This window comes from Bradyrhizobium sp. TM233 (assembly GCF_036247965.1).
Classification (GTDB): domain Bacteria; phylum Pseudomonadota; class Alphaproteobacteria; order Rhizobiales; family Xanthobacteraceae; genus Bradyrhizobium; species Bradyrhizobium ottawaense.
The window spans coordinates 33,132-48,071 of record NZ_BTIG01000022.1 but is presented as its reverse complement, the minus strand read 5'-3'; the positions used below and the strand labels follow the sequence as shown (position 1 = coordinate 48,071).

The 14,940-nt window shown below is 65.1% G+C and carries 5 protein-coding genes (1 of these 5 cut by a window edge); all 5 read right to left on the bottom strand.

Annotated elements, in window-relative coordinates; all coding sequences use genetic code 11:
- Positions 1 to 19: 19 nt before the first annotated feature.
- Positions 20 to 1,276 (bottom strand): sugar ABC transporter permease, encoded by a 1,257-nt coding sequence (locus tag AABA86_RS29970; protein WP_338309360.1) that lies wholly within the window; start codon positions 1,274 to 1,276, stop codon positions 20 to 22.
- Positions 1,273 to 2,097 carry an ATP-binding cassette domain-containing protein gene (locus tag AABA86_RS29965; RefSeq protein ID WP_338309359.1) on the bottom strand — a complete coding sequence of 275 codons (825 nt, stop codon included), beginning with the start codon at positions 2,095 to 2,097 and terminating at the stop codon, positions 1,273 to 1,275. The genes AABA86_RS29970 and AABA86_RS29965 overlap by 4 nt, the downstream gene beginning before the upstream one ends.
- 60 nt (positions 2,098 to 2,157) lie before the next feature.
- The gene (locus tag AABA86_RS29960) at positions 2,158 to 3,231 is read right to left on the bottom strand and encodes an ABC transporter substrate-binding protein (protein ID WP_212246904.1); all 1,074 of its coding nucleotides are present in this window, start codon (positions 3,229 to 3,231) and stop codon (positions 2,158 to 2,160) included.
- A gap of 200 nt (positions 3,232 to 3,431) precedes the next feature.
- Complete coding sequence (locus tag AABA86_RS29955; protein WP_152103146.1) at positions 3,432 to 4,316, bottom strand: AraC family transcriptional regulator; 885 nt, start codon at positions 4,314 to 4,316, stop codon at positions 3,432 to 3,434.
- Positions 4,317 to 5,318: 1,002 nt separating this feature from the next.
- Positions 5,319 to 14,940, bottom strand: partial view of a tandem-95 repeat protein gene (locus AABA86_RS29950; RefSeq protein WP_338309358.1) — the end only. Its footprint extends 22,910 nt past the window's final position; only the last 9,622 of its 32,532 coding nucleotides appear in the window; the start codon falls outside the window, past its right edge; its stop codon occupies positions 5,319 to 5,321.

The window sequence follows — 14,940 nt, the reverse complement described above, 5'->3', positions numbered from 1 at the left end:
CTCTTCTTGTTCGAGTTATTCAAGCTCGGCCATGGGAGAGACGCGAGCGCCGTGCCAGCGAATCGACAATGACCGCAATGGCAAGGACCGCGCCCGTAATCATGTACCGTAGCGACGAGGAGAGATCGAGCAGCGTCAGGCCGCTCGCGATGGACTGGATGACGATCACGCCGAGCAGAGCGGAATAGGCGGTCCCGCGACCGCCGAATAGGCTCGTGCCACCGATGACCGCGGCGGCGATCGCGTTGAGGTTCACATCCCCGGTCCCGGCCTGCTGGCTGGAAGATGCCAGCCGCGCCGCGGCAAGAATGCCGCCGGCCGCCGCCAGCGTGGAGCAAAGCACGAACGCGGTCAGATAGACCCGGCGAACGTTGATGCCGGCCCGGCGGGCCGCCTCGCGATTGCCGCCGACGGCAGACATCGAGCGGCCCCATTTGGTCCGCGTCAACGCGTAGTTCATGACCACGCACAGGCCGACGAACAGACCGAACATCCACGGAATGCCGCGGCCGAGATTGAGATAATAGACGACGAATTCGAGCATGACGGTGACCAACAGCGCCTTCAGCACCATGCGGCCGAGCGAACTGGCCGATAGCCCCGCCTGCCGCCGGCGCATCGCTGTGCGATAGCTGGTCACGAACATCACAAGGCTCGCAACCGCCGCCAGCACGTAGGACACGATTGGCGGCATGACGAGCATCTGCCCGAAATTGACCAGTGGCGATCCGTACGGAAGGTTGATCGAGCCCGAGGAGCCGAGCAGATACAGCTGCAGGCCGAGCCAACCCAGCAGGCCGGCCAGGGTCGAGACGAAGCTCGGCATCCCCAGGCGATTGAACAGAAATGCGTAGAGCGCGCCGATGGCAGCGCCCAGCACCAACGCAGTGACGATCGCCACAACGACGGGCCAATCCTGACCGACCCAAAGCACGCCGACGAGCGCTGAAGCGAACCCGCTCACCGAACCGACCGAGAGGTCGATCTCGCCGACCATCAGGATACAGACGATGCCCAGCGAGATCACCCCCACCGTCGAACAATCGAACAGCAAATTGACCAGATTGTTAGGCGCCAGAAAAACAGGATTGAGACTCTCGAACGCCGTGCAGATGACGATGAGCCCGACGACCACCGGCAGCGAACCGAGGTCGCCCGACCGCACGCGGTCCACAAAGGCGCTGATCGTATTGCCGAGCGTGTCCGCGTGCCTGACCCGCTCGTCGCTGCGGTCGTGCAGGCACGCGGTCGAAACCTGTTGCGTGTCGTCGGTCATCGCCCAAGCTCCGGCGACTGATGGGCCCGGCGCCGGCTGGCGCGGCGCGAGACCGAGTTTTCGTCCGCACCGGTGATCGCGGTGACGAGATCCTGGTTGGACGCGTCGGGCTCGAATTCGCCGTTGTTGCGGCCGAGACGCAGCACCACGATCCGGTCGGCGACGGCGCGGACGTCCTCCATGTTGTGGCTGATCATGATGACGCCGAGTCCGCGGGCGCGAACGCGCTCGACGAGGTCGAGCACCTCCGCGGTCTGGGCGACGCCAAGCGCGGCGGTCGGCTCGTCGAGCAGGATGAGCTTCGGCTCGGTCAGCAGGGATCGAGCGATCGCGACCGTCTGGCGCTGTCCGCCGGACAGTGACGCAACGGGCTCGCGCACGCTCGGGATTCGCGCCGACAATTCGTTGAGCAGCGTCCAGGCGCGGAGCTCCATGGAGACCTCGTCGAGCCGCATCGGATTGAGCTCGCGGCCGAGGAAGATATTTGCGACCACATCAAGATTCTCGCAGAGCGCAAGGTCCTGGAACACGGTGGCGATACCAAGACCGAGCGCCGCGGCGGGATCGGATAGGATGACAGGCTCGCCGCCGAAGGCGATCGTTCCAGAGCTGGGCTGGTGCACGCCGGCAAGGATCTTCACCAGCGTGGATTTTCCAGCACCGTTGTCGCCCACGAGCGCCACGACCTCGCCGGCATGCACGTCGAGATCGACGTTGGTCAGGGCGGACACGGCGCCGAAATGCTTGGAAATTCCGCGAAGACTCAAGACCGGCTTGCGCGGTCCACCCTGCGCGTGATCGACATCCGAGATCGTGGTCATGTGCCAGTCCGTCCTCTCGTCGTTCGTCCCGGCCGCCGCGAGCGGCCGGGACGGACGCAGTTACTGCGTGATGCCGAGCTTCTTGCAGCCGGCGGCATAGCGGCCCGTGCAAAGTTGATCGGCCGTCTGGATCTTCTTGTCGATGATCTCCGCCTTCAGGTTCTCCTGAGTGACGACCGCCGGCACGAACAGCTTCGATGGCGCATTGAAGAGCGTGGTTTCCGCCTTGGGTGTCTCGCCGGAGAGGAACTTCACCGCGGCCTGGGCCGCCGCGGCGGCCACGATCTCACTGGGCTTTGAGATCGTGTTGTACTGATCGCCGGCGATGACGAGCTGAAGCGCGGCGATCGTCGCATCGTTGCCCGTCACCGGCGGCACTGGATCGACGCCAGCGGCCTTGAAGGCGGCAATTGCGCCGCCGCCGGTGCCGTCATTGGCCGCCACGACGCCGAGAATCTTCTTGCCAAAGCGGGTGACCTGGCCGCTCGCCCATTGCTGCGCCTTCGGCGGCGCCCAGTCCGGCGTGTCGTATTCGGCGAGAATTGGATAGCCGCTCTTGTCGAGACCGGCGTGAATGCCCTTCTTGATGAGCCCCGCGGCGGCATCGGTCGGCGATCCATTGATCTCAAGCACGCCCTCACCTTCCTTCGCCGCGACGTTGGCGGCCTTCAGATGCTTGATGAGCGATTCGGAGATGGCCTTGCCGATGGCTTCGTTATCGAAGGAGACGTAGAAATCGACCTTGGCGTCCGGGACCGGCCGGTCATAGGCAATGACCTTGATGCCCTGCGACTGTGCCATCTTGACCAGGGAGGCGGCGGCGGTCGAGTCGACGGGGTCGAGCACAATCACCTTGGCGCCCTGCGAGATGACCGAGTTGAACTGCTGTTGCTGCCGTGTGGCATCAGCACTGGCGTTCTGATAGATCACCTTGCAACTTGCGCAGAGCTTCTTCATCTCCGCGGCGAAGCCCGGATAGTCATGTTGTTCGTAGCGGGTGGACGCCTGATCCGGCATCAGGAAGGCAACGGTCGCGTCCTTCACCTCTGCGGCCTGCGAGAACATGGCTGTTGTGCCAAGCAGCGACAGGGCCAGGGCCAGTGTGCCCGTATGTTTCGGGGAGAACCTTTTCATTCGGACTTTCCTTTCCAGAACTAGAGTGCTGTGGTTGATCCTTGAAGACGGGCCTTCGCGACTCCCGTCCCCGGCGGCGATGAGTGCCGGTGCTCCGAAGCCGCGCGGAATTCCTGGACAAGCGATTCCTGTCGCGGGCTGCCATCGGCATGCCCGCGTCATTCTTCCCGTGGTGGTCTCCTCCTTTGCTTTTTCGCCAGCTAGGCCGCGCGTGCCGTATTGATGTTCTGCGCGAGCAATCGCCTGAAGCGCGAAGGCGGCATGCCTTTCTCGGCCAAAAACTGCCGGTTGAAATTGGAGAGATTGTTGAAGCCGACCTCGAAGCAGATGTCGGTGATCGACGCCTGCTCGTCGCTCATCAAGATCTGGCAGGCGAGATTGATGCGCAGCCGCTTGACGTATTGCACCAGCGACATGCCCGTGTGCCGGCGGAAGGAGCGCGAAAACGCGCTCTGCGATTGGCCGGCGATGGCCGCAAGCTCGGCTTCACCGAAAGGCTGCGTCAGGTTCTGCCGGATGAAGGCGAGCGCCTTGTTCATCCCCGCGGACATGTATCCCGAGGGGTCAGGCAAATAGTTCGGGCTCGAGAGCGGACGCGCGCTTCGGGCGCGGGAGAGCGTTCCCAGGATCATCAGGAACAGCTCGATCCGGCGCACACCGTTCGCCGTCGCGATCTCCTCCATGAGTGGGGCGACCGCTTCGCTTGTGCTGCGGGTGAAAAGCGCGCCGCGGCGGGAGAATTCCAGCAGCGAGGCAAGGCCCGAAAGCTCAGGCATGACCTTTATCAGGTCGCCGATGAATTCTTCGCTGAACTGGAGGACGCGTCCCCGCAGCGGAATGGTGGTCTCCGCCGGCAGATCGCTCACCCAATTGTGCGGCAGGTTGGGGCCGGTAAGAACGAGATTGCCCGGTTCGAATTCGCCGATGAAGTCGCCGACGAAATACCGACCGCTGGTCGCCACGACCTGGTGCAGCTCGTATTCTGGATGGAAATGCCAGCGGACCGTGTGGAATGGGTAGCCGTGCGACCACGCCTTGAACGACTCGCCGCGCCGTATCTGGACAACTTCCAGGTCCGGTTCCATATCCGCTCCCTTCGGGCCGGTGCGGTTTTTGATGATCCGCCCCTGTTCCCTTGTCGGCTGAATTTGCTCAGCGCTTCCTCTCGTTAGGGATCGTAGCGACCGGTATCCGGGCCCGCCACCACGATTTCAATGTGCAACTGATACTTTTTTGATGTGCAGCTCACAGCGGCCCCGTAACCGGGTCCGGCGCCTCACAACACCGGCTCGACCGAAAGTGCGGTCTCGCACACGCGCGGCGGTTGCGCACAGCAGGTCACGATTGCGCGGAAGGCTTACGGTGATTGAGCTAACTGTTGCCACTCGCATTCACCCCACGGAATGAGCTGCGACAACCGCGGCCGTGCTCTTCAAAACGTACGCTCACACAAATGATCATGAGTGGATTTTTATGGATCCTCTCGGTGCACACGCCGCGCACACGCAGCCGTCGGTCCAATCCATCATGGGTGCCACGGAAAAGCGATAGTCTCGATATTTCAATGATTTACCTATCCGAGATGACGTGCCGTTTGAAGGTATTACCTGCACCTCCTAGCGATTCCTGACATCATCCTCAAGATCGCACTTTCGAGCAATCTGCTTGAGGATCGCGCCCTCAAGAGAGAGCAATACCGATCACAACTGCCGCAACTGGAAGAAGCTTAATCCCGCCGCAGCACAGTTCATCCAACACATCAACAGACGGTGAGCAGCCGGCTCACATTGAACAGAGCTCCAATAAGGCTGCTCGACAAAATCAGACAAAATCATACGACGAGATTCAAAAGCATGGTGACGATAAGGCGGCATCTCAGGCGAGATCATACTCATCCCGCCAACCGAGTATGAGGGAATTCCTCGTTGGCCGCACCAGGACCTAAGCGACCGGAAAACTCGAGACAGACAGGCGCTGGCAGTCCGCTCTTGTAGCCTTACCTGCTCTCACGATCCGGCAAGGCAAGCGCAGCCAGTTCAGCTGACCTTCCCTCCGGTTGCAGTTTCGCCCGACGGTCGACAGCGTCGTCAGGCGAAGAAATCCATCGGATGCGTGGCCGCGTCCTTGCGCCAGGCAAGGTCGGCGGCGCCCGCATTGGTGCCGAACGCGGACATCTCCTGCCGCATCAGCGCCAGCAGCGCGGGCGACTGATCCGTCGCCCCCTCGCCTCTCGCCACACGCCCGACCCAACTGTCCTCGTTGGCTCCAGGGCGCGACGGGCCAGCCGCGTCCGACTTATCCGGGAACGCCGGCCCTGTCATCGCATCCATCGCGCGCCAGAACTGCTCGCCGATCGAGGGCGCGGGATTTGCGGACAGGATCTCGAGCGCCGAGGCCAGCGTTTGGGCCGAGCTTGCGGCGTTCGCGTCGGCGGCGGCGAGCTGTTGCGGCGCCGTCGCCTGCGTCAATGCGGCATCGACATAGTCCATCGTGTGCCCATCGGTCCGGGTGTAACTGCCGCGATTGACGACCACGGTGCTGCCGAACTCCCAGGACCCTTCCGTCGCCGATGCCGTCAGATTGATCGAGCGCACGCCCGCGGTCGCCAGCGACAGGATCTCGCCGTCCTGGGCCGTGCCGTCACCATTGCGGTCCTGCCAGAGATTGAAGTCTGAGAAGCGAATGTCGTCGGCCGACAGCATTCCGTCGCCGTTGCTGTCGAAGGCACGCAACCCTTCGAGATCGGAGCGGGCGCCCGCCACATCGTCGGCGAAGCTCAGCTCGGAAATGCCGCTCACGGTTCCGTTGCGGTCGCGATCGAGGAACAGGAAAGCTTCCGTGGTCCCGATCCAGCTGGTGTCGTCAGCCGTTCCGTTGCCATCAATGTCGAACCTCGCCGAGGACTGGCTGGCCGTCGTGGTTTCCACGCCCAGGCCGTCGAGATCGAGGATGATCGGCGCTGCCAGCGTGACCGTCTCGCCGTTGCGGAAAATGAGCCTTTCGATGCTGGTGAGCGTATCGACGCCGTCGCTGCCATTGGCCGTGGAATTGTCGGTGACCTGAACCGACCCCGCCGACGTGACGATCGAATAGGTCGACATCACACCGTTATAGTAGGCGGTGTCGGTGCCGTTGCCGCCATTGATCGTGTCATTGCCGGCCATGCCCCAGAACGAGTCATCGCCGTCATTGCCGTTGAGCGTGTCGTTGCCGATGCCGCCGGCCAGACGGTCCGCGGCAGCGCCTCCGGTGATGACGTCGTTTCCACCGGCGCCATAGATGCTGTTCGGAGCGACCGCATCGCCGACCAGCGTCTCGGCGCTGGCAGTCCCCACCACCCAGCCCTCGAAGGCGTTCGAGATGGTGAGGCTGACCGTGGCCGTCGCCGTCGCGACGCCATCGCTGATCGTATAGGTGAAGCTGTCCGTCCCCTCGTAGCCGAAATCGGGCGTATAGCTGACGCCCTGCCCGTCGATCACGACGGTGCCCTTGGGCGGCGCGCCGACTGAGACGATGGTCAGATTGTCGCCGTCGATATCGACGTCGTTGGCGAGCAGGCTTGCGCGCGCGATGGCGAGCGTATCGCCATGGGTGACCGAGAACGGACCGTCATTGGCCGCGACCGGCTTGTCGTTGACGGGCGTGATCGTCAGGGCGAACACGTCGCTGGCCGTGAGCGAGCCATCGCTGGCGGTGACCAGGATGTCGATCGCGCCATTGAAGTTGAGCGGCGGGGTGCCGGCGAACCTGGTGCCGGTCAGCGTCAGCCAGGACGGCAGCGGGCTCCCATCCGCCAGCGTGGCGGTATAGGTGAGCGCATCGCCGTCAGGATCGGTGAAGCGGCCGGTCGGGATCGTGAACGAGATCGCGGCGTCCTCGGCCGAGTTGACGTCGGACAGCGGCACCGAGACCACCGGGGCGTCGTTCACCGGCGTGATGGTCAGCGTAAAGATATCGCTCGCCGACAGCGCGCTGTCGCGGGCGGTGACCTTGATGCTGAGCGTGCCGTTGTAGTTCGCCGGTGGCGTGCCGGTGAAGGTGGTGCCGTCGAAGCTCAGCCAGGCCGGCAGCGCAGCGCCGGTGGAAAGCGTCGCCGTGTAGGTCAGATTATCGCCGTCGACATCGGTGAAGCTGCCGGGCGGGATCGTAATCGCCAGCGGCGTATCTTCCGGCGACGTCACGTCGGGCAGCGCCGCGGCCAGCACCGGCGCATCGTTCTTCGGCGTGATGTTGAGGGTGAAGACGTCGCTCGCCGAGAGCGAGCCGTCGCTGGCGGCGACCTTGATGTCGATGGCGCCATTGAAGTTGAGCGGCGGCGTGCCGGCGAACTTGGTGCCGGTCAGCGTCAGCCAGGACGGCAGCGGACTGCCGTCCGCCAAGGTCGCCGAATAGGTCAACGCGTTGCCGTCGACATCGGTGAAGCGGCCGGCCGGGATCGTGTAGGAGATCGCGCTATCTTCGGGCGAATTGACGTCGGACAGCGGCACCGCGACCACCGGCGCGTCGTTCACAGGCGTGATGGTCAGCGCAAAGGTGTCGCTGACGGACAGTGCACCGTCACGCGCCGTGACCTTGATGTTGAGCGTGCCGTTGTAGTTCGCCGGCGGCGTGCCGGTGAAATTCGTGCCGTCGAAGCTCAGCCAGGCCGGCAGCGCAGCGCCGGTGGAGAGCGTCGCCGTGTAGGTCAGCGTATCGCCGTCGACATCGGTGAAGCTGCCGGGTGGAAGCGCGATCGACAGCGGTGTATCTTCCGGCGACGTCACGTCGGGCACCGGCACGGACAGCACCGGCGCATCGTTCTTCGGTGTGATCGTCAGCGTGAAGACGTCGCTGGCCGAGAGCGACCCGTCGCTCGCGGTGACCCGGATGTCGATGGCACCGTTGAAGTTCAGCGGCGGCGTGCCGGCGAACTTGGTGCCGGTCAGCGTCAGCCAGGACGGCAGCGGGCTGCCGTCTGCCAAGGTCGCCGAATAGGTCAACGGATTGCCGTCGACGTCGGTGAAGCGCCCGGCGGGGATCGTGTACGACACCGCGGCATCTTCAGCCGAGCTGATGTCGGACAGCGGCACCGACAGCACCGGCGCGTCGTTCACCGGTGTAATCGTCAGCACGAAGATGTCGCTGGCCGACAACGCGCCGTCGCTCGCCGTGACCTTGAGGCTGACGGTGCCGTTGAAATTGGCCGGCGGCGTGCCGGTAAAGGTGGTGCCATCGAAGGAAAGCCAGGTCGGCAGTGCAGCCCCGCTGGAGAGGAGCGCTGTGTAGGTGAGCCGGTTGCCGTTGACGTCGGTGAAGCTGCCGGCCGGAATCGCGACCGAGACAGCGGTGTCTTCCGGCGAGGAGACGTCGGGCAACGGGATCGCGACCACGGGCGCGTTGTTCACCGACGGGATCGTCAGGCGGAACACGTCGCTCGCCGTGAGCGACCCGTCGCTCGCCGTGACCTTGATGTCAATCGCGCCGGTGTAGTTGGTGGGCGGCGTGCCGTTGAAGGTCGCGCCGTCGAAGGCCAGCCACGAGGGCAGCGCGCTGCCGTCGGCCAGCGTCGCCGTCAGGGTCAGCGTGTCGCCGTCGAGATCGGCGAAGCTGCCGGCCGGGACCGGGATCGTGACACGGACGTTCTTCGGTGAGACGATATCGGCCAGCGGCTGCACCAGCACCGGCGCATCGTTCACCGGCGTGATGGTCAGGCGGAACACGTCGCTCGCGGTGAGCGAGCCGTCGCTGGCGACGACCTTGATGTCGATCGCGCCGTTGTAGTTCGACGGCGGGGTGCCGGTGAATGTCATGCCGTCGAAGCTGAGCCAGGACGGCAGCGCGCTGCCGTCGGCCAGCGTCGCGGCATAGGTCAGCGTATCGCCATCGACATCCGCAAAGCTGCCGGCCGGGATCGCGATCGAGACCGGAGAATCCTCCGGCGACGACACGTCGGCCAGCGACTGCGCCACGACCGGCGCATCGTTGACCGGCGTGATGGTCACGCGGAAGACGTCGCTCGCCGCGCGCGCGCCGTCGCTGGCCGTGACCAGGATATCGAAACCGCCGTTGAAGTTCGCCGGGGGCGTGCCGGTGAAATTCGTGCCGTCGAAGCCGAGCCATGACGGCAGCACGCTGCCGTCGGCCAGCGTCGCCGAATAGGTCAGTGGATCGCCATTGGGATCGGTGAAGCTGCCGGCCGGGATCGCGATCGACAGCGGCGCATCCTCGGACGAGGTCACATCGGCCAGCGGCACGGACAGCACCGGCGCGTCGTTGGCCGGGGCGATCGAAACCAGCAGCTCCCGCACGGTCTGCGCGGTGCCGTCGGACGCCGCGATCTCGAGCTGGATCGCCCCGTTGAAATTGGCGGGCGGATCGCCGCTCAGCAGGCGCGTCTGCGGGTCGTATTGCAGCCAGGCCGGCAGCGCCGTGCCGCCCTTGCCCCGGATTTCGACCAGCAGCGCGTCACCGTCGACGTCGTTGACGAAGCCGGCCGGCAAGGTCACGCTGAAGCGCTGATCCTCGATCCCCTTGAGCACGGGAACCGCGGAGATGACGGGTGCGTCGTTGACCGCCGCCACGTTGATATTGACGCGTGTCGTCGCGGCGAGGCCAGTCGAATCCTCGATCTCGTAGTCGAACCAGGCCGATCCGTTGACATCGGTGTTCGGCGTGATCTGGAGCTGGCCGAAGCCGAGATCGGTGACCGTCACGCCCGAGGTCGCCACGATCCGGGTGAGCACGAACGCCTGCTGGTCGGCATCGCTGTCGTTGGCCAGCAGTTGGCTCGCAAACAGCGTCAGTGGGGAATCCTCGCGCATCTCGAGCGTGTCAGGACGCGCGACCGGGGCGTCGGCCACCGGCAGCACGTTGATCGTGACGGTGGTCGAGACCGCGAAATCCTGCTCGTTCTTGATGGAATAGTGCAGAACCAGCTCGCCGTTGAAGTTGGCGGCCGGCGTCACACGATACTTTCCGTTCGCGAGCAACTCGGCGCCTTCGAGCCCGACGAAGGTCAAGGTCGATCCTTCAGGCGCAAAGTCGTTCGCCATCAGCGCGAGGGGATCGATGTCGATGAAACCGTCTTCGAGCACCTCGAAGCCGGCATCCGACACCGGAATCGGCAGCGGCACGTTGGGCGCGACCAGCAGCGTCGCAAAGCCGACGCTGGAGGCGCCATGACTGTCGGTGACGCGATAGTGGAAGCCGGCATCGCCGATATAGCCGGCGTTCGGCGTGAAGACCGCGGTCGAACCGACGCGAACCACCGTGCCCTGGTCGCCATCGAAGATCTCGACGATTTCGAAGCTGTCGCCTTCGACGTCGCGGTCGTTGGCGATCAGCGCGGCGAAGTCGATCGTGATGGCCTGGTCCTGGGTCGTCCTGAACAGACCCAGGGGATCGTTGGCCGTCCCTGCTCCGTCCGGATTGGCGATCGGCGCATCGTTCACGGCAGCGACGTTGAACGTGACGGTCCCGGTCGAGGTCTTGCGCCCGTCGGAGATCGTGTAGCTGAAATTGACCGCGCCGCTGATGTTCTCGTTCGGCACGAACTGCCAGCGTCCGTCGGGCAGCTCGACGATACGGCCATTGCCGGCGCTGCGCGACAGCGACTGGAACGTGATGGTGTCGCCGTCGGCATCGCTGTCGTTGCCGAGCAGGTCGGCCGTCGTGAACTCGAACGGCGTGTCCTCCTCGGTCGCGAACACGTCGGTCGCGGCGACCGGCGCGTGGTTGGTCGAGGCGACGTTGACCTTGACCTTGCCGGTGCTCGATCCGTTGGTGTCGTCGGTCACGACGTACTCGAACGTCGCGACGCCCTCGAAATTGTGGTCGGGCGTGAACACGATATGGGTGCCGTCGAAGCTGACGGTGCCATGCGTGGCATTGGCGACGTCCACGAAGCGGATCGGGTTGTTGTCGACGTCGTAGTCGTTGGCGAGCAGCGTCGCCGGGTCGATCAGAAGCGGCGTATCCTCGATCGCCGCAACATTATCCTCGACCGTGGTCGGCGGATCGTTGACGGCGGCGACGTGCACGATGGCCGAGCCGGTCGAAGGACCTTCGCGGTCGTCGGTCACGACATAGCTGAAGCCGTCATCGCCGGAGAAGGCATCCGCCGGCGTATACACCGCGAAGGCCCCGAAATTGCCGTCGAAGCGCTGGCTCAAGGTCGCGCTCTGACTATCGCCGCCCAGCGTCCGGGTGAAACGGATGTCTAGGCTCGAGGCGAACGCGAGCGGGACGTCGCCTGAGAGCGCGCCGGTCGCGCTGTCGATCGTGAGCCAGCCCGGCAGTGCGGAGCCGTCCGCGAGCGTCGCGCTCCAGACCGCACCGTCGAGCTGGCCGAGGCTGGCGGGCGGCGCGATATTGGCATGGGCGAGCTCAATGACCAGCGAGCCGTTGGCCGGCTGCCCCAGCGACAGAATCCGCAACGCATCGCGGTCGCGATCGAAGTCGTTGCGCAGCAGGTCGGTCACCGCGAAGCGCGTGGACTGGCCCTCGCGCCCCGTCAGATTGTCGACCGCTGTGTCCGGCCGCTCGCGCGTCGGCTTCACGTCGTAGAAGATCAGCGCGGGATTGCCGGAGACGCCGCCCTTCTCGTCGGTGGCGTCATAGCTCAGCACCACCGTGCCGTTGAAGTCGGTGGGAACCGCGACGTTGATCTGCCCGGGCGAGACGACCGTGGAGGCCGGGAACGGCGCAATCTTGAAGGTGTCGTCGACCACGGCTTCGGTGATGATCGACATCGCCGGATGGCCGTTGCCGGCAGCGATATCGAGGCGGACAGGTACGGCGCCGACCCAGTTCGCCGGCGGCATGCCGGAGAAGGTGAAGGTGGCGGGGTCGAAGCTCAGCCAGTCCGGCAGCGGCGCGCCGCTCTCGCGGGTCGCGGTGATCGCACCGGCGCCCTTCAGGTCGAGCGCGAACAGGCCCTGGCCCGCGAAATAGGCATCGCCTTCCAGCGCCTGGTTGATCGCCGTCATCTGGCCCGCGAGATCGCCGTGCGGATCGACGACGAATTCCAGCGTGAAGCCCCGGTTGCTCGACGCATAGGTCCCGTCGGGAAGCACGCGCGGCGCCGGCGTGAACACGACCTGCAGGCGCGCCAGCTGCGCATCCGCGTCCGGCGCGAAGCCGCTCGGGCTGACCGTGCGCGTCGCCGCGTCGAAGGACAGCCAATCCGGCAACGGGCGGCCGCCGATGATCGAGGCCGAAACTGTCCCGCTCTTGGTGTCGAGCAGCGCGATCTGGCTGTCATAGGTGACGCCGGCCGGCAGCGTGGCCGGATCCAGCGTCATGCTGTCGGTGAAGGTCTTTGGACTGCCGCCGCCTGCGGCCGAATGCGTGAAGGTCAGCTGGACGTTGATCGGATCCGTCGTCCCCTCGGGCGGCGTTCCCGAGAACTGCAGCGTCTGGGCGTTGAAGCTGAGCCAGGACGGCAGCACGGAGCCATCGGCGAGCTTGGCGGTAACGGTCGTGTCCGCGCCAAGATCGGACGCATCGAATTCGTAGTCGACCGCGAAGGCGGAGCGGATCTCGTAACCCCTCAGGACATCGGTTCTGGCGTCGAAGCCGCCCGAGATCTCGCCGGCCGTCAGCTCGAACCGCGTATTGAAGATCCGCCCATTCGAGGGGTCGCTCACCCAGACGTCGACGGAGAGCGGGTCCATTCCGGCCGGCGGCGATCCCGTGAACCGCATGGTGGCGGGATCGAACTGCAGCCAGGACGGCAGGGCCGAGCCGTCGGCCAGGGCCGCGCTGACGTTGTAGCCGACCGACAGATAGCGGTGGTCGACCACGCCGAGCACGGTGGAGCGCTTGAAGAACAGCACGTCGCCGTCCGCGTCGATGTCGTTGCCGAACGCCTCGCCGGGGATCACGAACAGCGGACCGTCTTCCAGGCCGCTGACATAGTCGTTGCGCAGGATCGGAGCTTCGTTGCGCGGCAAGACCGTGATCGCGACATAGGCGGACGAGGTGCCGCCATGGCCGTCGCTGATCGTGTACTGGAAGCCGGCGGTGCCGTTGTAGTCCGGCGTCGGCCGGAATTCGATCATGCCGTCGTCGCGCAGGCGCACCTTACCGCCATCGGCGAACCGGGCGATGCTGTCGAGCACCAGCGTGTCGCCGTTCTCGTCGGTGTCGTTGGCCAGGATCGTCGCCGGGTCGATCACGAGGATCTGGTCCTCGAGCGTCCGGTAGCCATAGTCGTTGTAGGCCTTCGGCGGATCGTTGAGCGGCTTGACCTTGAAGTCATAGGTCAAGGTCGCCGCCGCGCCGCGCGCGTCGATCACGTCATATTCGATGCTCGCCTGCCCGAGCGAGGCCGGCGTGAAGGTGATGGTGCCGGTTGCCTGGTCGAACACCAGGCTGCCATTGTTGGCGGGGTTGTTGTCGAGACCGCCATGCAGGCCGACGAAGGTGAAGCCGTCGCCCTCGATGTCGTAGGTGTTGGCCAAGAGGTCAGCGACCGTGACGGTGGTATCCTGTCCGAGACGGATCCAGCGATAGGTGTCGCGATCGCGCGGCGCGTCGTTGACGGGCGAGATCGAGATTTCGACCTTGGCGGTCGAGGTCGCGCCGCTGGCGTCGGCCAGCGTGTAGACGAACCCTGCCGCGCCGAAATAGTCCGGACGCAGCTTGAACTGGATGTAGTCGCCATCCAGCCGGGCGGTCACGTTGCTGCCCTCGAACCTGTAGTCGGGATCCTTGTAGCTGTCGATCGCCTGTCCGGACGTGTTGGTCAGCGGCGCGATCGAAACGATGTGAAGCCCTTCCAGACCGGCGTCGCCATCGACGTCGAAATCGTTGGCGAGCAGCGTGTCGATCCGGATCCGCAGGATCTGGTCCTCGACGCCATAGACCAGCGCATCATCCACCGCCGTCGGCGCGTCGTTGACCGGTGCGAGATCGACCTCGACCCGGGCCGTGGACTCGCGGCCGAACTGGTCGCGGACGGTGTAGTTGAAGAAGGCATCGCCGTTGTAGTTCGGCGCGCCCAAGAACTCGATCTTCCCGTCCTCGCGCACATGCACGGTGCCGTTCACGGCATTGCCGACGCCGGCGAGCGTCAGGTTGACCGCGCTGTCAGCGTCGTTGGCGAACAGGGTCGCCGGATCGATCACGACCGGTTCATCCTCGACGCCGAGATGCACGATGTCGTCGGCGGCATTGAAGCGGCCGAGCTGCTGGAGCTGATCGATGCGGTCGCGATCCCAGACCGTTCCGTTAGAGAACACGATCTCCTCGATGCCGCTCTGCGCGCCGAGGAAGTGGTCCGTGACGCGCACGGTGTCGATCAGGAAGCCATCCTGCCGCTCGAATTCGAGCAGGAGGTCGTTGCCCTCGCGGATGACGGAGACGTCCTTCGGCGCGATCGCCGACGACAGCACCAGGCGGTCGGTGTCGGTCTCCGCACCCTGCTCGGTGATGACGTCCTGGCCGTCGTCGAAGCCGAACACATAGGTATCCGAGCCGGCCCCGCCGGCGATCGCATCGTTGCCGCGAAGACCCTGGAACCAGTCGTCGCCGGCGCTGCCGGTGAGCTGGTCGTTCCAAAGCGATCCGACCAGCATCTCGATCGAGGTGAGCTGATCGCCGGCCGCCTCGCCGGCGGTGCCGAGGCCGGTCGCCAGATTGACCGCGACGCCCTCGTCGGCACGGCTGTAATCGGCGATGTCGAAGCCGCCGCGTCCGTCGATGATATCGGCGCCGCGGCCGCCGCGG